At 71.3% G+C, this 17962-nt stretch carries 13 protein-coding genes; 5 read left to right on the forward strand and 8 right to left on the reverse strand.

Annotated features, from left to right (window positions below; translation table 11 throughout):
* The first annotated feature begins 102 nt into the window (after positions 1-102).
* Positions 103-1782: an AAA family ATPase gene (locus IE241_RS09020; protein ID WP_229898999.1), complete on the forward strand. Its 1680-nt coding sequence runs from the start codon at positions 103-105 to the stop codon at positions 1780-1782.
* Here IE241_RS09020 and IE241_RS09025 read toward each other — a convergent pair.
* Entirely contained in the window at positions 1769-5113 is a 3345-nt protein-coding gene (locus tag IE241_RS09025) for a DUF4132 domain-containing protein (protein ID WP_229899001.1), read from the reverse strand. The genes IE241_RS09020 and IE241_RS09025 overlap by 14 nt on opposite strands.
* Before the next feature lie 258 nt (positions 5114-5371).
* Between IE241_RS09025 and rox the strand changes: the two genes are divergently transcribed.
* The gene (gene rox, locus IE241_RS09030; protein WP_190021493.1) at positions 5372-6874 is read left to right on the forward strand and encodes a rifampin monooxygenase; all 1503 of its coding nucleotides are present in this window, start codon (positions 5372-5374) and stop codon (positions 6872-6874) included.
* On the opposite strand, the gene IE241_RS09035 is transcribed toward rox, so the two are convergent.
* Complete coding sequence (locus IE241_RS09035; RefSeq protein WP_190021146.1) at positions 6864-7508, reverse strand: NAD(P)-dependent oxidoreductase; 645 nt, start codon at positions 7506-7508, stop codon at positions 6864-6866. The two genes, rox and IE241_RS09035, sit on opposite strands and share 11 nt — an antisense overlap.
* Before the next feature lie 62 nt (positions 7509-7570).
* On the opposite strand from IE241_RS09035, the gene IE241_RS09040 reads away from it, so the two are divergent.
* Both IE241_RS09040 and IE241_RS09045 read left to right on the forward strand, forming a co-directional pair.
* A complete protein-coding gene (locus IE241_RS09040) occupies positions 7571-7963 on the forward strand; it encodes a winged helix-turn-helix transcriptional regulator (protein ID WP_190021147.1) in 393 nt (130 codons plus the stop codon).
* A 111-nt stretch (positions 7964-8074) separates the two neighbouring features.
* Positions 8075-9145: a hypothetical protein gene (locus tag IE241_RS09045; protein WP_190021148.1), complete on the forward strand. Its 1071-nt coding sequence runs from the start codon at positions 8075-8077 to the stop codon at positions 9143-9145.
* Between the two features lie 43 nt (positions 9146-9188).
* On the opposite strand, the gene IE241_RS09050 is transcribed toward IE241_RS09045, so the two are convergent.
* The gene (locus IE241_RS09050; RefSeq protein ID WP_190021149.1) at positions 9189-10358 is read right to left on the reverse strand and encodes an FAD-dependent oxidoreductase; all 1170 of its coding nucleotides are present in this window, start codon (positions 10356-10358) and stop codon (positions 9189-9191) included.
* 245 nt (positions 10359-10603) lie between these two features.
* Between IE241_RS09050 and IE241_RS09055 the strand changes: the two genes are divergently transcribed.
* Positions 10604-11221 (forward strand): TetR/AcrR family transcriptional regulator, encoded by a 618-nt coding sequence (locus IE241_RS09055; protein WP_190021150.1) that lies wholly within the window; start codon positions 10604-10606, stop codon positions 11219-11221.
* Between the two features lie 226 nt (positions 11222-11447).
* Here IE241_RS09055 and IE241_RS09060 read toward each other — a convergent pair whose 3' ends face one another.
* The 5 genes from IE241_RS09060 to IE241_RS09080 all read right to left on the reverse strand — a co-directional run bounded on the left by IE241_RS09060 (position 11448) and on the right by IE241_RS09080 (position 17939).
* The gene (locus IE241_RS09060; protein WP_229899003.1) at positions 11448-13988 is read right to left on the reverse strand and encodes a discoidin domain-containing protein; all 2541 of its coding nucleotides are present in this window, start codon (positions 13986-13988) and stop codon (positions 11448-11450) included.
* A gap of 224 nt (positions 13989-14212) precedes the next feature.
* Positions 14213-15424 carry a cytochrome P450 gene (locus tag IE241_RS09065; RefSeq protein ID WP_190021151.1) on the reverse strand — a complete coding sequence of 404 codons (1212 nt, stop codon included), beginning with the start codon at positions 15422-15424 and terminating at the stop codon, positions 14213-14215.
* A gap of 71 nt (positions 15425-15495) precedes the next feature.
* A complete protein-coding gene (locus IE241_RS09070) occupies positions 15496-16851 on the reverse strand; it encodes an NAD(P)/FAD-dependent oxidoreductase (RefSeq protein ID WP_190021495.1) in 1356 nt (451 codons plus the stop codon).
* A 55-nt stretch (positions 16852-16906) separates the two neighbouring features.
* Complete coding sequence (locus IE241_RS09075) at positions 16907-17125, reverse strand: ferredoxin (protein WP_190021152.1); 219 nt, start codon at positions 17123-17125, stop codon at positions 16907-16909.
* Positions 17126-17363: 238 nt separating this feature from the next.
* A complete protein-coding gene (locus IE241_RS09080) occupies positions 17364-17939 on the reverse strand; it encodes an HAD family acid phosphatase (protein ID WP_190021153.1) in 576 nt (191 codons plus the stop codon).
* Between the last annotated feature and the right edge of the window lie 23 nt (positions 17940-17962).

Consider the following 17962-nt stretch of genomic DNA (forward strand, 5'->3'; position numbering starts at 1 on the left):
CATCGACCCTCCATAGATGATCACATCGGCTGATCCTGTTTCTGCCTCCGGATTCTGCCTCCGGAGCAGGGCAGGACAGGGAGCAGCCAGGAGGGCAGAACCGTGTCGGGTGGAAGCACGTCCTGGCTGGCGGCGAGACGCGCGGAGCGGGCCTGGCTGGACGCCGTCGGCCTGCTCGGGCAGGGGAACACCGACCGGGCGGCGGTGCGCTTCGCGGACGCTGTGCGCGAGGACCCGACCGCGGCCGATGCCTGGCTCGGCCTGCACGCGACGGGGCAGCGCCAGGACGAGGCCCTGGCCGCCATGGCCCGGCACTCGGCGAAGTTCGGCGCCCTGCGGGCCAAACACGACAAGTCCCTGGCCTCCACGTTCCCGATCGGCGTGTTCGTCAACTTCTCCCTGGAGACGGGCCGGGACCTGTGGCTGGCCACCCAGAGCGCCCTCCTGGGCGCCGGTGCCCTCGACGAGGCGTGGCAGGAGCTGGCGAAGGCGGAGCTGGACTGCGACGAGACGCGCTTCGTCGCCACGCGGTACGCCTATCTCGCGGAGCACTGGGAGTGGGTCCTGTCCTACTCGACCGGCATCGACGACCCGCTGCTCAGCGCCGAGGCGCAGCTCTACGTCGCACAGGCGCTCATTGCGCAGAAGGTCTGGCACGAGGCCCTCAATACGCTGGGCCGGCTCTCGGAGGAGACCGAGGCCGGCAGCCCCTTCGACGCCGAGCTGGCCTACTGGAGCGGCCGGGCCCACGAGGGTCTGGGAGCGCAGGAGGAAGCCCTCAAGAGCTACCAGTACTCCTTCCGGTACTGGCCCACGCTCTACGACGTCGCGGAGCGGGCACAGGTGGTCCGGGCCGGGGCCGGCTCCGCCGCCGTGGCGGCACAGGAGCGCACGGACCTGCTCGCCCAGGCACGGGCCGAGCTCGACGGGATGATCGGCCTCCAGTCGGTCAAGCGTCAGGTCCACACCCTGATCGCCCAGCTGGAGATGGCCAAGCTCCGCGCGGATCAGGGCATACCCACCCGCACCCGGCCGCAGCACTTCGTCTTCGCCGGCCCGCCCGGCACCGGAAAGACGACGGTGGCCCGCATCGTGGGCAAGGTCTTCGCAGGGCTCGGCCTGCTGGAGCGCGGCCATGTCGTCGAGACGCAGCGCGTCGACCTGGTCGGCGAGCACCTCGGCTCCACCGCGCTGAAGACGTCGGCGGTCATCGACTCCGCCCTGGACGGCGTTCTCTTCATCGACGAGGCGTACGCCCTGGTCAACGACGGATACAACAGCGGTGACGCGTTCGGCAACGAGGCACTGCAGGTACTCCTGAAGCGCGCCGAGGACGACCGCGAGCGCCTGGTCGTGGTCCTGGCCGGCTACCGGCGGGAAATGGAGACCCTCCTGGCCGCCAACCCCGGACTGGCCTCACGCTTCACCACGCACGTCGACTTCCCCTCGTACGCGCCGGGCGAACTGCGGGAGATCGCGGCCGTGCTGCTGGACGGCAACGGCGACGTGCTGTCCCCGGAGGGCGGGAGCGCCCTGGCACAGAGTCTCGACGCTGCGGCGGACAGGATCGACGCACTCGGCAACGGACGGTTCATCCGCACCCTGTGCCAGAAGGCCGCCGCCCAGCGCGACCTCCGCCTCTCGGCCTCCTCCCGCGACGGCCGGCCCCTGAGCCGGGAGGACCTCGTCACGCTGCACGCGGCAGACGTCTTCGCGGCCTTCGACGAACTCATGGCGAGCGGCAGCGGGAGCGGAAACACGGCTGGCGTCACGGCGCCGTGAGCTCTGTGAGGTCGGACAGGAGTTCCGACGCCTCGACGTCGTCGAGCTGCCCGAGCCGGAGCGCGTACTCGCGGACCGGCATGTAATCGGCCGGCCTCGTGTCGAGCCAGACCGTCTCCAGCGTCTGCTCCGGGGCGGCGTCGATCTGCCCCACCGGTATCCCCTCCCACAGGGCTATGACCACGAACCGGTTCGCATCCAGCCGCTTGGAGATCCAGCGCTCTACGCCCGCGTCCATCGGCTCGCCCCGCTCCCAGCCGTGCCGCTGAAGCCCCAGCACCTTGCCCGTGGGCACAGTGATCCCCTCGAAGCGCGGAAGCCGCCAGCCGTCCGCTTCCTCGGCCGTCAGGTGGTGGACCGGGCGGTGGAGTTGCGGGAAGGGCTGACCGATCCCGGCATCCACGAAGTGTGCCGCCCAGGCGGCGAGACCGTCGCCCAGGTGCAGAGGATGCGGGAGCCGTACGGTCGCCGACCCGGGCAGGGCCACCTCGCGTCCGGCCAGGTCGCGCGCCGTGCCGTCCTCGTGCACCCGGAACACCGCGCCGGCGCCGTCCTGCCACACCAGGCGCCGCGCCAGGTGCCCCAGCAACGGGTGCCGGACCAGATACTGCACGAACTCCGGCGCCTCCCACGTCCGCCCCGTCAGCATGGCCGACTCCAGGCGCCCCACCTGCACCAAGGCGATGGCCCGCACCTCCTTCTTCAGGGCGGTGAAGCGCTTGCGTTCCGCTGCGGCCAGCTCCGCGTCGTCCCGCGCGGCCGGGGCGGGAAGCGCCTTGCGGAGCTTGCCCGCCTCGTCCCGGATGTACGGCTGGAGCCGCTCGTCGAAGCCGACGGTGAAGCGGCGGGTGCCGTAGTCGATGACCGTGGAGCCCGTGGGGCCGAGCTCGAGCGTGGGCACCAGGCGGTCCGCGAGCCGGTCACCGGTCAGCCCGAGCTCCTCGGCCACCTCGTCGATCTTCTGCCGGGCACGGGCCTTCAGCGCCTTGAACTTCACCCGGTCGGCGACGCCCGCCAGCTGGGACAGCGCGGTGTCCGTGCCGATACGAGCCAGGACGTCCAGGCCTGCCACCGCACTGTGGTGCGCGCTCTCCCCCGGCCAGGCCATGATCAGGGGAGTGAGCTTGCGGACGGTCTCGTCGTCACCGAGCATCCCGAGGGCGTGCAGCGCCCAGTTCTCCTTCGGGGTCATCCCGTGGAGCCGCCACTGCTCGCAGAGCTCCCACGCGAACGCCGCGAGCGACTCCGGCTCGCAGGACTCCCGGAGGACGGCGATTCCCGGGTAGACCTCGCCGGGTGCGGAGAGGGCCAGCATGGTCACGGCGTTCCGGATCGCTTCCGCGGGCAGCGCGCCGCCCTTGCGCAGCACGATCTGCGGCAGCACCACCGGGGCGGCCCACCCGGGCGTCTCGGGCATGCGGGCGGGCAGGGCGCTCACCAAGGGGTCTGTCGCCAGGAGCTCGCCTACGGCCTCCGCCGCCGCGCGACCGTAGGCCTCTGCGGCGTTTCGTACGGCCTGTTCGCCGTGCTCTGCGGCGATCAGCCGCAGCGCCTGCTCGGCGCCGCGGCGGGCGGCACCGGGCTTGCCCACCGCGTCGGGCACCAGCAGCGCGGCGGCTTCCGTACCGTGCCGGAGGAACCAGGTACGGGCGACGGCCGACGCCGACCTGAGCCGGATCAGCCAGTCGGCCATCAGCCGGGCGACGCCGAGGCCGACGAACGGGAGCAGCAGCGGGCCCGCAGTGACCGGCTGACGCGAAGCGGCGTGCAGCACAGGGGCCAGAGCGGCGACTTCGAACCGGGCCACGATCGGCTTGAAGGCGGCCTCGGCGGCCCAGAGGGGGTCCGGCGCCCATTCGTCCAACAGCGGCAGCACCTGCTCCGGCGGGAGATGAATGAACAGTCCCGCCGCGCGGAGCGTCGTCAGGAGCGTCCCGCTGCGCAGCGCCTCCAGGCTCGGCTGCCTCGCCCAGTCCGCCGCTGCAGCCTGCTCGGTCCACCAGGTCTCCGTGGCCGCCCACGTCTCCCGCTCGCCCGGAAGCCAGGCGACGCGCGATGTCCCACCCGGGGCCGGCACCTTCACGGACGTGACCTTGCGCTGCTCGGCCGCCGTCCACGGCGGGCTCGTCAGCAGCTCCGGCACGGAGCCGGCAGGAGCCTCCGGGATCAGGTCGTCGCCGTGGGCGAGCGGTGCCACGAGCGCTGCGACCTTTTCGGGGAGCCGGGGCAGCAGGGACGCGGCGAGTGCACGGTGAGTGCGGATGTGTGAGGTGAACAACTGCCGCACCAGGGACGATGGTTCGCCGGGCCCGGCGCATGCCTCTCCGAGAAGCCGTACAGCCCGATCGGGATAGCGGAGCGCGGCGTCGAGCAGCGCGGGGCGGACGGATGCGTCACCGGCCTTGGTCAGCAAGATGCGGAACGCCTCGTCGGACGGGAGCTCGGCCAGGGCGCCGCCGAGGAACTTGAGGGTGCCGTTGAGGGCGTGGTTCGCGTTCAGGTCCTGTGCGAGGAACGGGGCGATCTGCGGGCCGAGGGCCTCCGCGAGACTGGCGATCGTGGCAAGGTCCCAGCCGCGCCACGTGTAGTCGTCCCGTCCACGCAGTTGTGTGACCTGCTCGGCGGTGGCGAGGGAGCACAGCATCATGGAGATGACGACGTGGTCGCCGATGAGGCCGGGGCCGTCGTCCGCACACCACTCGTCCACCCACACGGCCTCTCCGGGGACGAGGTACGACACGACTGCGCGGAGTCGGGTGTCCGTCCGGTGCGCTGCCAGTGCGGTCACCGTCCTCGCGTACGTCTCCTCGTCCGCCACTGCGAGCAGGGCCCGGACGCGGTCGGCTGTGGGACGGTGCACATGGGAGAAGTAGGACCCGTCGCCGCCGGCGCGATCGACGACCCCGAGAGTGCCGCTGCCTCCGAAGGAACTCAGGCAGAGCCCGAAGAGCTCCATGACGGCCTCGGCGGCGAACGGCAGGCCGTGGGCTCGGACCCAGGCGTCCACCTGCAGGTCGCGCGGAACGCCCTGCCCGCCGTCGGCCAGGGCCAGGACCGCAGCCCCCAGCGGGCTCACGTCACCACCCTGCTGAGCCCGAGCGGCGGCGACCAGCCGCTGGTCGCTCCGCGGGTGGACAAGGACCTTCTCGGTCCGCTCCGCGGCACCTTCGGCCAGGCGCGCGGCCTGCTCCGCGGCGTCCGCCGCAACCGGGGCGACCGGTGTGGACAGGCCTCCTCTGCGGGGGTGCAGCTCACGCCGCCACACGGCAGGCATGGTGAAGGTGTTCTCGTCATGTGGCGCAGCACCCTCGGTGTGCTCGTCGAGCAGCACAGGTCCCCCTGGAATCACGGACTGTCGTCGGATGGTCCCCACGCTAGGGGCCTCCACTGACAACGAGCTTCCGGCGAGGGCTCAGGCCGGCAAAAGACAGCCGGCAAAAGACAAAGGCAAGGAGGTTACCCACTCCTTGCCACTCTTAACTTATAGCGCACCGGGGGGCTTGCGGCAAGGCCCGGGTCGGGCCGCAGAATGGTCGGCCACGGCCGGAACCTGCGGAAATGAATCCAATCTCGCTGAATGGGCGTTTCGATGATTGATGTGATCGTGGTCGGCGGCGGACCTACGGGCTTGATGCTGGCCTGCGAGTTGCGGCTGCACGGCGTGCACGTGGTCGTGCTGGAGAAACTGACCGAGCCGACCAAAGAGTCCCGCGGGCGCGGCCTGCACGCGCGCAGCGTCGAGATCATGGACCAGCGCGGCCTGCTGGACCGGTTCCTCGCAGTCGGTGAGAAGTTCCAGGTCGGCGGTTTCTTCGGCGGCGTCTACAAGCCGTGGCCGGACCGGATGGACACGGCGCACCCGTACGGCCTTTCCACGCTGCAGCCGGATACGGAACGGCTGCTCAATGAGCGTGCGCTCGAACTCGGCGCCGAGATCCGGCGCGGCTGCGAGGTGGTCGGGCTGAGCCAGGACGAGGACGGGGTGAGCGTCGAGCTGGCAGGTGGAGGCACCCCCGCCGATGAGGGCGTAGCCGATGAAGGCGTAGCCGGCGGGGGAGGTACGCGCCTGCGCTCGCGCTACCTCGTCGGTTGCGACGGCGGCCGCAGTACGGTGCGCAAGCTGCTCGGCGTCGGCTTCCCCGGTGAGCCCGCCAAGGTCGAGACGCTGCTGGGCGACATGGAACTGACCGAGGATCCGGCGACGGTCGCCTCCGCCGTCGAGGAAGTCCGCAAGACCCAGCTGCGGTTCGGCGCCATCCCCAACGGGGACGGGACGTACCGCGTCGTCGTGCCCGCCGAAGCGGTGGCCGAGGACCGTGCGACCGCGCCGACGCTGGAGGAGTTCAAGCAGCGGCTGCAGGCGTTCGCAGGCACGGACTTCGGCGTGCACTCGCCGCGCTGGCTGTCCCGGTTCGGTGACGCCACCCGGCAGGCCGAGCGCTACCGGGTCGGCCGGGTGCTGCTGGCCGGCGACGCGGCGCACGTCCACCCGCCGACCGGCGGTCAGGGGCTCAACCTGGGCGTGCAGGACGCGTTCAACCTCGGCTGGAAACTGGCCGCCGAGGTGAACGGCTGGGCACCGGAGGGCCTCCTGGACACCTACCACGCCGAACGGCACCCGGTGGGCACCCGCGTACTGAACAACACTCGCGCACAGATGACACTGCTGGGGGCGGATCCGGGTGCGACCGCGCTACGGGAGCTGCTCTCGAAGCTGCTGGACTTCGAGGAGGCGAACCGGTACGTGACCGGGATCATCACAGCGCTGGCGGTCCGCTACGACTTCGGCGAGGGCCACGAACTGCTGGGCCGGCGGATGCGGGACGTGGGGCTCAAGCGGGGTCGCCTCTACGACCTGATGCACGGCGGCCGAGGGCTCCTGCTCGACCAGACCGGACGGCTGTCGGTGGAGGGCTGGGCGGACCGGGTCGACCACGTCGTCGACGCCGGCGAGGAACTGGACGTGCCCGCCGTACTCCTGCGGCCGGACGGGCATGTGGCGTGGGCCGGTGAGGAGCAGCGGGATCTGCTGCGCCACTTGCCGAGGTGGTTCGGCGTTGACGCCGGTCGGAGTTCGCTTGTCACCTGCTGACTGCCAACTGCACGCGGCTGTGGCGCGGCGTCTCGATCTCGTCCAGCACGGCGATCGCGAGATCTGCGTGCGAGATCCGGCCGGGGCCGTCCAGTACCGTTCCGACCGCCGTCCGGTAACTGCCGGTGGGTTCGGCGTCCGCGTTCAGGTCCAGCGGCGGCACGACCATCAGCCAGTCGAGGTCCGGGCCCGCCGTGGAGAGGAGTTCGTATTCCGCGACATGTCCTTGAGCGAAAGCCCGCCACGCCTCGGGGAACTCCGGGCCGTCCATGATCCGTACGCCCGGGGCCGTCTCCAGCGTCGTGGCGATGCCCAAGGTCAGCAGCCGCCGTACCCCTGCCTCCGCCAATCCCGCGATCAGCGCTCTTGCCGCCGCGGTGAAGTACTCCTCCGAGCCGATGTCGAGGCGCACCGAGGCGTTGAGCGCAGCGTCATGGCCTGCGGCCAGGGCCGCCACCGATCGCGGGTCGGTCACGTCTCCCTGTACGACGGTGACGCGTTCGCCGCCCAGGTCCTGATACTTCGCGGGGTCGCGGACCACCGCCGTCACCCGGTGGCCGCGGGTTACCGCCTCCGCCACAGCCGCCCTGCCGACCCGTCCGCCTGCTCCGAAAATGATGATGTCGTTGCTCATGACGGTGACCGTAGGACAGGGGTGCCTGGTTACTGCAAAGGTACTGGGCTAGCGTCGGGCGGATGAGCACGACTTTGAACGCAGAATTGAACGCGGAATTGAACGCCGAGATGTTCGACGACCCTGACTGCTCCGACCGGGCGCAGCCGTTCCGTGTCGGCGACAAGTGGACCGGGATGGTGCTGCGCTGCTTGGAGGGCGGCCCGCGCCGGTTCTCCGAGCTGCGAGTCCCGCTGCACTGGATCACCCCCAAGGTCCTCACCGAGACCCTCCGCTCGATGGAACGCAACGGCTTCCTGACCCGGACCGTCCACGACGAGAACCCGCCCCGCGTGGTGTACGAACTGACCGCGCTCGGCCGCTCGCTGCTCGTACCGCTGGACACCGCCTGCGAATGGACTCGCATGCACCTGCAGGAGGTCGTCGAGGCCAGAACGGCGTACGAGGCGGACTGATACGGCCACCGCGCACTCCGCCCCGGTCAGGCCACCACCTCGGTGGCAGGGCGAGGCCGGGGTGTGTGAGGGTGGGCTCTGCTGAGCCGGCCACGTGGGTATGGGGGTGTTGTGAGCCAGGTGCTCTATAGCGAGCGGTCGTGGAATCCGCTGGCGCGGACCGTGGAGCTGACCGAGGACGGGCTGCGGAGGGGCGGCGTGACCACGCCGTTGAGTGAGCTGAACCTCGGTGCCATGGCTGAGGCGTTCCAGCGCGCGTGCTGGCTCGGAGGCGGCGGGGCGGAGCGCCCGCTGGAGCGGCTGCCGGACGGGCCCGGAATCGTCCCGGTGACCCGCGTCACCGGCACCGCCACACCGGTGAAGGTGCGGCAGGCCGCCGCGTTCGCCGACAAGCTCGGGCAGTTGGCGGTGCGACGGTGCGGCGGGCCCGGGCAGGTGGCCGGCCTGGCGGCCCGGGCCCGGGCCGAGGGCGTACCGCTGTGGATCGCGCGGCGGTTCGCGCCGGGGCCCGCCGGGCCCGTCACCGTCGCCGTGGACCGGCGTTTGGTGCGCGTGGACGTCTGGGGGCCCGGTGCCCCCGTCGTACGGATCCGAGCGCCGCACGGCTTCTACCGCGACGCCACCGAACCGTCCAAGGGTCTGCGCCTGACGGTCGGCGACGTTGCGGCGGAGCTCGTGCTCAAGAAGAAGCTGCGCAAGTCCAAGAGTTTCGCGGAGGCCAGGCTGCCCGGGCAGCACTGGGTGCTGCGGCGCGAGAACGCGATGAGTTCGTGGCTGCTGCGCGACGAGCGGCGTGTCGTCCTCCTGACGCGTCCCCCGCGCCGACCAGTGCTCGAACCGGGCACGGTACTGCTGCCGCTGGCCCCCGTACGGTACGAGAGCCCCGACCCGCTGGATGCCGTCATGGCGCATGTCTTCGCCGTTGCCTTCGGGCTCGGGGACACGACAGGTTTGGTGCGGTTCCGGTCGGAGCGGCGCCGCGTGAACGGGGGTGAGCCGGTCGCCACCGACGAAGGGTGGGGCCTCCCCTGGTTCAGCAACCTCGGAAAGGGCGGCGACGACAACGAGCCCGGCGGCAGCGACGGCTGGGGCGCGGACGGCGGAGACGGCGGAGACGGCAGCGACTCCGGTGGGGGCGATGGCGGGGACAGCAGCGGGGGCGGCGACGGTGGCGGCGACTAGCCGGCCGTCCCCGCCGCAGGGCGCGATGCGTTAGTGGCCGGGCTCAGCTGGTGTGGGCGGGGTGCGCGTCCGGGAGGGTGTCGGACGGCCAGAGGGTGTCGGGGAAGAGGGCGTCGTCGGAGCCGGTGTCGGGCATGAGAGTGGCGAGCATGTGCTGGGCGGTCTTGGCGTGCCCGGTTGCGCGGGGCAGCATGGCGCTCTCATAGGCGTCGAGGGCCGCGTCGACGGTGGAGTGGCCGATGACGGCTTGGGCGAGTTCGGCGCCGTCGAGCAGGGCGAGGTTGGCGCCGACGCCGACGGGCGGCATCAGGTGGGCGGCGTCGCCGAGCAGGGTGATGCCGGGCACGCGCTGCCAGGAGTGGGGAACGGGAAGTACGAACATGGGCCGGTTGATGAAACCGCCTTCGTTCTCGCGCAGGATGTCCAGCAGCCTCTCGTGCCAGCCCTGGTACCGGGCGAGGAGGCGCGCGCGTACGGCTTCGGTGTCCGCGAGGTCGAGGCCGGCGTGCCAGTCCTGGGGGCCGCGGAAGGTGATGTAGGCGCGGGCGTGTCCGTTGCTGTTGCGCTGCAGCATCAGGCTGCGGCCACCCGCCTTGGCCGCCATGGTGCCGCGGCCGACCAACTGGGCGATGCCGGGGTGGCGGTGGTCGATGTCGTCGAAGTGGGCTTCCACCATCGTGACACCGGCGTAGGAGGGCTGGGCGTCGGAGAGCGCGGGGCGTACCCGGGACCAGGCGCCATCGGCACCGATGACCAGGTCGAACTCCTCGGTGGTGCCGTCGTGGTGGTGCAGGCGAGCGGCACCGTGGGGTAGCGGAGTGACTGCCTCTACGGGGTGGCCCCAGCGCACCGTGCCGGGGGCGAGGGACTCCAGCAGGAGCGCGCGCAGCTGACCACGGTCGATCTCGGGCCGGCTCAGATTGCCCTTGCCGGCCTGGTCGTGGCGTATCAGGGAAGCGTGGCGGTCGTACAGGTGCCACTCCTGGTCTTCGGGCCGGGACAGGGCGAGGAACCGGTCGAACAGCCCGGCTGCGTGCAGGGCTGCCTGGCCGGTGTCTTCGTCGATGTCGAGAGAGCCGCCCTGCGAGCGGGAGTCGGGGTCGGTCTCACGCTCGAAGACCGTGACCGGCACGCCGTGCTGCTGCAGGACGCGTGCGCAGACGAGGCCGCCCAGGCCGGCGCCGGCGATCGCGATACGAGGGGTGGTGGACACGAGGGTCACGCTCCGTTCGATGGTGAAGAGAGTGCTGGTGTCTTTGCGGTGACGCCCTGACGCCCCTGTTCCGGGCATGGCACATCAGTCGTTCCGGTGTGCGGACGCGCCCCGGGGTCGGCGGCTGAGTGCCGGGTCAGGCTTACTCACCCACAGAAGCACAGCAGCTCCAAAAGTACAACTGCTCCGACTTTCCATCCGATCGCCTTTACGATCGGATGCCCTCAAGCGGGTAGGGTGGGTGCATGGCCAAGACGACGACCGGGACGACGACAGGGCGCCGCGAGCGCAAGAAGGCTCAGACCAGGCAGGCTCTGGCGGATGCCGCGCTGCGGCTGTTCACCGAGCGCGGCTTCGACAACGTCGGTGTACGCGAGGTGGCGGAGGCGGCCGACGTCTCGCTGAGCACGCTCTTCAAGCACTTCCCCAGCAAGGAGGCCCTCATCTTCGACCTGGACGCGGACATCGAGAGCGCCCTGGTCACCGCCGTTCGCGACCGGGCCCCCGGCCAGTCCGTGCTGCACGCCCTGCGCGACCACATGGTGCACACCCGTACCGCCGTGCGGACCGACGACCCCATGTTCGTCCTCGTGGAATCCACCCCTGCGCTGCGGGACTACGCCCGGCGCATGTGGGGGCGCCACGAGAAGTCACTGGCCGCCACCCTCGCCGAGGCCACCGGGCTCGCCCCGGAAGACCCCACTGTCACCGGCCTGGCACGCTTCGCCCTGGAAGCCCCCGGCATCGCCAATGCAAGCGACGACGCGGTCCGCACCATGCGCGACTTGTTCACCCTGCTGGAACACGGCTGGGCCGCCACCCCCCTGGCACGGCAGGAGGACCGCCCCGGTCGGGAGGGGTGACGGCGCATCCGATCCCGTCGGGGTCAGCTCAGCCTGGTCGTGGCGTACGCCTCGATAAGACCTACCGGAAGGTCGACCGGAAGGCCTGCTGATCGGCTTCGCCGCCCCCTCCGAGCACGGGTATCCCCTCGCTTTGGAGGCCTTGTCCTCGGTCATGGCGGACGCCATACGCTGACCGGCGGCTACGGGAGCGCCCCGGGGCTACGGGACGCCCCGCAGGCGAAGGTCAGCCGATCGTGATCATCTTGGCGACGCTGGGAACCCCCGCCGCGTCGAGGGCGAAGAGCATGTAGGTGCCGGGCAGGGCCACTCCGGGATCACCGGGGACGGTCAGCTCATAGGAGGTCGCGCCCGTCTGCCGGAAGGTCAGCGGGACTCTCCGCTGGTCGTTGTCGACCGAATGGGTCGCCGCTCCGGCTCGTACCAGGGAGAAGGCGGTGACCGGCTTGTCGGTCGTCACCGGCAGGACGGCACCGTTCGCGACCCTGGCGGGCGGTGTGGTGGTGAAGGCCGGGCGGGGCTTCCGGGTGCCGTCCGGGTTGAGGAGGTACGGCGGGGTGAAGACGGCCCCGTCGGAGTGGTTGGTCGCGCAGTCGCCGCACAGCCCGCCGCCGCCCGAGAAGATCCGGCCGTCGGGCAGCAGGTTCGCCACGCTGTGATAGTTACGCGGGACCGCCATGCTGGCCATCTTGGTGAAGGCGCCCGTCGCCGGGTCCCAGATCTCCGGGGTCATCACCGAGGTGGCGTCACTGAAGGGGACCGGATAGGACTGCCCGCCGAACACCGCCACCTTGCCGTCCGGCATGACGACGCTGTTGCCGAACGAGCGGGCGTAGGCCATGTCGCCCGTGCGCTTGCTGACCGGCCGGGTGCCGTCGCCGAGATCGACGGTGTAGGCGCGGCGGGTGGCGTTCACGTTCTCGTACGCGGTGGCGCCGCCGAGCGTGAGGAGCTTGCCGACGTCGTAGGAGACGGCGTTGCCGTTCATGGCGTCCGGGCTGTCGGCGCGCGTGCCCGCCGACGTGATGGTGCCGTTGCCGGTGGTGTCGATCCAGTTCAGCTGCTTGCTCGGACCCAGGTGCAGCACCCGGCCGCGGGAAGTGGCGTGCAGCCACTGGTGGTTGTCGGCCCGGTAGGGGCCGGCGGGGTCGGCGGTCATGGTGTCCTTGACGGGTACGCCGGGCAGCCTCCGCCACTTCCCGGTCGCCGGGGACCACACCTCGCCGTCCTTGCCCCCGCGGGCGCCGCTCCAGGATCCGCCGAGCACGAACGCCTCGCCGTTGGAGAGCAGTGTCATGGCCTGGTACCCGCGGGGGATGTTCATCTCGCCGGTGGCGGACCAGGTGTCGGTGCGGGGGTCGTAGATGCTGGCGCGGGACGCGTTGCTGCCGCCGGTGACCAGCACCCGGCCGTCGGCGAGCATGGCGATGCCGGGGCAGAACATGTCGTGGCCGGTGTTGTCGACCCGGCGCTGGGTGACCTGCCCGGTGCCGAGGTCCATGATGGCGGTCTGGGTGTAGCCGTTGCTGCCCCCGAACCGGTCGATGGCGTACGCGGACCAGGCCAGCAGCTTGTTGTTCGGCAGGACGGCGGTGGCCACGGGGACGAGCGGGAATCCGGTGACCCGGTCCCAGGTGCCGGAGACGGCGGGGTCGGCGGGGCCGCTCAGCCGGACTTCGGCGGCGGAGCTCCAGGGTCCGCGGTTGCCGGCCTCGGTGGTGGCGGTCAGCCGGACGAACCGGGCCGGGACCGGCCGGGTGAACGTGGTGCTCTTGACGGTGTCGTCGTCCTTCCATACGCCACCGGCCACCGGACTCCCGAAAGAGACCCCGTCGAGGCTGGTGGCGACGGAGTACGCGCCGATGCGTCCGTTGGCCCCGGACCCGGACTTCCGGGGCTGGTAGGTGAGCGCGGAGACCGTCTGCGTGCGGTGCATGTCGATGGTGACGGAGTGGGGCAACGGCGTCGCGCTCCCCGACCACCGGCTGTGCCAGAGGGTGTCGGCGTCTCCGTCCAGGATGTTGGCGGCGCGGTTGTCGGCCTGGGCCGTCTCCTCGTCGCTCGCGGAGGCGGTCCAGCCGGTGGTCGGCAGGTCGACGACGGAAGCAGGCAGCCCCGGGTCGCCCAGCAGCCGGATCTCGGCGGCGGAGCTCCAGGGCCCGCGGTTGCCCGCTTCGGAGGTGGCGGTCAGCCGGACGTACCGCGTGCCGCGGGCGGCGAAGCTCAGCGTCTTGGTGGTCGTGTCGTCGGCCAGGGTGCCGCTCGCGACGGCCGCGCCCCAGTTCTGCCCGTCGGTGCTGAGGTGGATGGCGTACTCGCCTACACGGCCGTTGGGGCTGTCGGTGCGCGGCTGGTAGAGGAGCGCGGACACCACCTCGGTGCGGTGCATGTCGATGACCAGGGAGTGCGGCATCGGAGCCGCGCTCCCCGACCACCGGCTGTGCCAGAGCGTGTCGGCCTTGCCGTCCAGCACGTTCGCGGCGCGGTTGTCGGCCCGGGCGGTCTCCTCATCGCTCGCGGTGGCGGTCCAGCCCGCCCGGGAGAGGACGGGCGCCGCCGGCTCCATGGCCGAGGCGGGTGCCGCGGCGTGGTGCGGGCGCGGCGGGCGGGCGCCCTGCTCCTCGGCGGCGGCGACCCCGCCGTCGCGCGCGCCCAGCACGGGCAGGAGCGCGACGATGACGGCCACCAGGGCGAGCAGGACGAGCCGCTGGGATCTGAGACGGGAAAGGCGGAACAGGCCGGCTCGGCGGGATAAGTCGGGTAACACATCGGCTCCTGGAGGACTTGGAAGACCTGAAGATCTGAAGGGCCCGGAAGGCCCGGTAGACCTGGAGGTCAGGCACTGAGTCGGTACGGGCAATGCCCGGAACCGGGACGGAAGAGGTCACTCTTCTTGCCGGGAAGAGAGGTGTAAAGACGTCAATCCGGCCGATGCCTCGTGCGGTCTTGCCGATGTGGTGTGAGCGAGTGGTGTCAGCGATGGGGTGTTGCCTATGTGTACGCGATGGGCAGGTGGCGTGGCCCGCGCAGAACCGGGCTGCGGCGGTACGGCGGCGGGTCTTCGAGCAGGCGCGGGTTGCCGGGGTGGCGCAGGAGCGTGTTCAGCGCGATCTGTGTCTCGATCCGGGCCAGTGGTGCGCCGAAGCAGCTGTGGATGCCGCTGCCGAAGCCGAAGTGCTGGTTGTCCTCGCGTGCCGGTTCGAAGCGGTCGGGGTCGGGGAAGCGCAGGGGGTCACGGTTGCCGGAGGCGAGCACGAGGATGAGGGGCGCGCCCTTGGGGATGGTGACGCCCGCGACCTCGATGTCGGCCAGCGGGGTGCGCTGGGGCAGGAACTGGACGGGCGGTTCGTAACGCAGCAGTTCCTCCACCGCGCCGGGCATCAGAGCCGGTTCGTTGCGGAGCCGTTCGAGCGCGTCGGGGTTGCGCAGCAGGGTGAGCATGCCGTTGGTGATGAGGTTGACGGTGGTCTCGTGGCCGGCGATGAGCAGCAGGACCATGGAGGACATCAGTTCCGGCTGCGTGAGGCGCTCCTGAGGGCTTTCGTCGTTGACGAGGGCGGAGAGCATGTCGTCGGTGGGGTGACCGCGCCGTTTCCCGGCGAGCTCCCCCAGGTACATGCCCATGGCCGACCGTGCCTCCAGTGCGGCGTTCCGGCGTGGTGCGGGGTCTTCGCCGGCGGCGGGGTCCAGGCTGTCCACGATCGCGTCGGCCCAGGTGTGGATCTGCGGTACGTCGTCGTGCGGCACGCCGAAGAGCCGGCAGATGACGGTGACAGGGAGCGGAAAGGCGAAGTCGTCGACGAGGTCGATGCTGTCCTCGTTCCGGAGCGCACCGGCCAGTTCCTCGGCGATGCGGGTGATGTCACCGTGCAGGGCGTCGATGCGCTGCGGGGTGTGGGGCGGCCCGAAGGGGCGCATGACCAGGCTGCGCAGGCGCTCGTGTTCGGGGTCGTCGACCGAGATGAAGGCCGGTGGGAGCTGGTCCGCCCCTTGCAGGGTGTCATCCGGTTCGGTGCGGTTACGGCGGTCCGAGCTGATCCGCGGGTCGTGGAGCAGCGTGGCGATCTCGTGGTACGTGCCCACGAGGTAGCTGCCGTCTTCCTGCCGTGCGACTTTCTTCTCGCGGAGTTCCTCGTACAGCGGGTAGGGGTCGGCACGGTTGGCGTAGTCACTGATCCGGCGGAAGAGGGTGTCGGCGGACATGTGGCTCCTCGTGAGGGGGCGAGCCGTGGGGGCGAACCGGGTGGGCGGGCCATGGGGGCGAGCCGGTGAGGTCAGCTGTCCGGCCGCAGCAGGGTCAGGCGACGGTCGGGCAGATGGCCGGTGAGGGCGACGGTCGGGCCGTGCGAGAGCACGTGGGGGTCCGGCACGTCGGAGGGGACGGGCTCGCTGCCCGCGACGCCGTCGGCGGCACCGGGGCCGGGCGGGAACGGCGCGGCCGTTTCGATCAGATGCCGGTAGTAGTCCAGCCACTTCGCCATGTTGACGCTGACCGCGGCCGTGACGCGCCCCCGGTAGCCGTAGACCGCGACCAGGCGACGCTCCTCCGGCGAGCCTTGGGCGATGACGACCTGATCGGAGAAGGTCGGCACGCCGACGGACTTGATGTTGAGGCCGAACTGGCTGGACCAGAAGGCGGGCACCGCCAGGTGAGGGCGTCTGAGCGTCGCCGGGCTGACCATGTTGTGGGCCGCCACCTCGGCCTGGGCGACGGCGTTGCCCCAGTGTTCGAGGGCGAGCATCTGGTATTCGAAGAGCGGGTGGGGGAAACGGGCGACGTCACCGGCGACGAAGATGTCGTCGGTGACGATCCCGTACATGTCGAAAGCCCGGCATCCCGCGTCACAGGCCACCCCACGGGGTCCCGCGGCGAGGCCGGAGTCGGCCAGCCATTCGGTGTTGCGGACCGCGCCCAGCGCGACCACGGCCACATCGGCGTCGATCCGGCTGCCGTCGGAGAACTCCGCCCCCGTCAGGCGGCCGCCGCTGCCCCGGAGAGCCGTGACGGTCACCTCGCAGCGCAGGTCGACCCCGTGCGCCCGCTGCAATGTCGCCGCGAAGGCGCCGGCCGTCGCCCCCAGCGCGCCGATCAGGGGTGCGCGGCCGCGTTCGGCGACGGTCACCTCCAGGCCGCGCTCCCGGCAGGCCGAGGCGATCTCCGAGCCGGTGAACCCGGCGCCGATCACGAGGACGCGGCGCGGCCCGGATTCCAGACGCTCGGCGAGGCGGCCCGCGTCATCGCTGGTGCGCAGCGTGAACACCCCGTCCAGGGCAGCCTCGCCGGAGTCGGGCCAGGGCCGGGCCCGGGTGCCGGTGGCGATCAGCAGCCGGTCGTAGGGCAGCTGATCCCCGTTGCCCAGGAGCACGCGCTTCCCTGCCGGGTCGAGTCCGGTGGCCCGTACACCGAGCATCCACTGCGCGTCCGTCTCCCGCCGGGCGGGCAGCCCGCAGTCCTGTGCACGTACCCGGCCGAGCAGCACCTGTTTCGACAGCGGCGGCCTGTCGTAGGGAGGGTGCGGCTCCTCCCCCACCAGGGTCAGCGAGCCGCTGAACCCCTCGTCGCGCAACGCCTCGGCGGCACGCAGCCCGGCCAGCGACGCGCCGACGATGACGATCCGCCCGTCGCGCATGTCCCTCACGCCCTGCCTGTCCCGCCTGTCCTTCCCGTCCTGCCCGTCCCGCCCGTTACCGGACATACGGGCCCTCCGAGCCGACCGGCTCGCCGGTGACAATGGCCTGCACGGGACAGGCCGCCGCGGCCCGCAGCACACGTTCACGCTGATCAGCGGGCGGGGCGGGCGTGTACATCAGCGCCTCGTCGCCATGCAGCTCGAACACGCCCGGGGCGAGAAACACGCACTGCGCGTATCCCTGACAGCGATTGAGGTCGACAGCGATGCGCATTCCGGACTGCTCCCTTTCCCCGCGCCCCGCTACGCATTGGTTCTCTCCTTCCTACCTCGCGTGGGGCGGCGGCGCGGGCGGTAGCGCGAGCGATTGGGCCATCCGGGGTCCGCGGCGGGAGACCCCGGGCCGGTACGGCCCGGGTCGCGGAGGCGGGGGACGCCCCGCTGACAGCAGGGCATCCGGCCGTTGACCGAGGCGCAATCGCTTCCAACACCGCCGGGACGGCCGGTTCGGTTCAGGACAGCAGACCGTCGTAGTCGGGCAGCTTGAAGGCCTTCTCGTAGAAGCCGCCCTCGAAGTCGGTGGGCCGGTTGCCGATGTTGGCGGTGATCGTATAGCCGTCGCGGGTGAGTTCCTCGCGGCAGCGCTCCTTGCCCTCGTCCTTGCTCTCGCCGTGCTCGCGCGTACATATGGCGTCCACGGGGTAGCCGGCGTCCTTCAGCTGCTTCCGGGCGGACGACGAGGAGGTGCGGGCGGTGACGAACAGGACCGACACCCGGTGCTCCTTCGCCCACTGGGCCACCTTGAGGACCGGCTTGTCAGGCTGTCCCGGGTGGTAGTGGGTCTCCAGCGCGGTGTTGTCGATGTCCAGTACGACGGCGAGCCTTCCGCCACCCCGGCCGACGCGGTCCTGGAGCCACGGGACGGCCGGGCCGACGGCCTTCCGGACGTCGGCCTGCCAGGTCTCGTAGCCGGGCACGCCCCGCGACGAGGCGGCTTCGGCGGCGGAGGCGGTGCCCAGCGACGCGGCAGGCAGCGCGAGGGCCGCCAGGGCGGCGAATGCGGCGGTGCGGAGCTTCCCGACGAACATCAACCTTGTTCCTTCCGGTGTGC

It is taken from the genome of Streptomyces hiroshimensis (assembly GCF_014650335.1).
In the GTDB taxonomy this organism is placed as follows: domain Bacteria; phylum Actinomycetota; class Actinomycetes; order Streptomycetales; family Streptomycetaceae; genus Streptomyces; species Streptomyces hiroshimensis.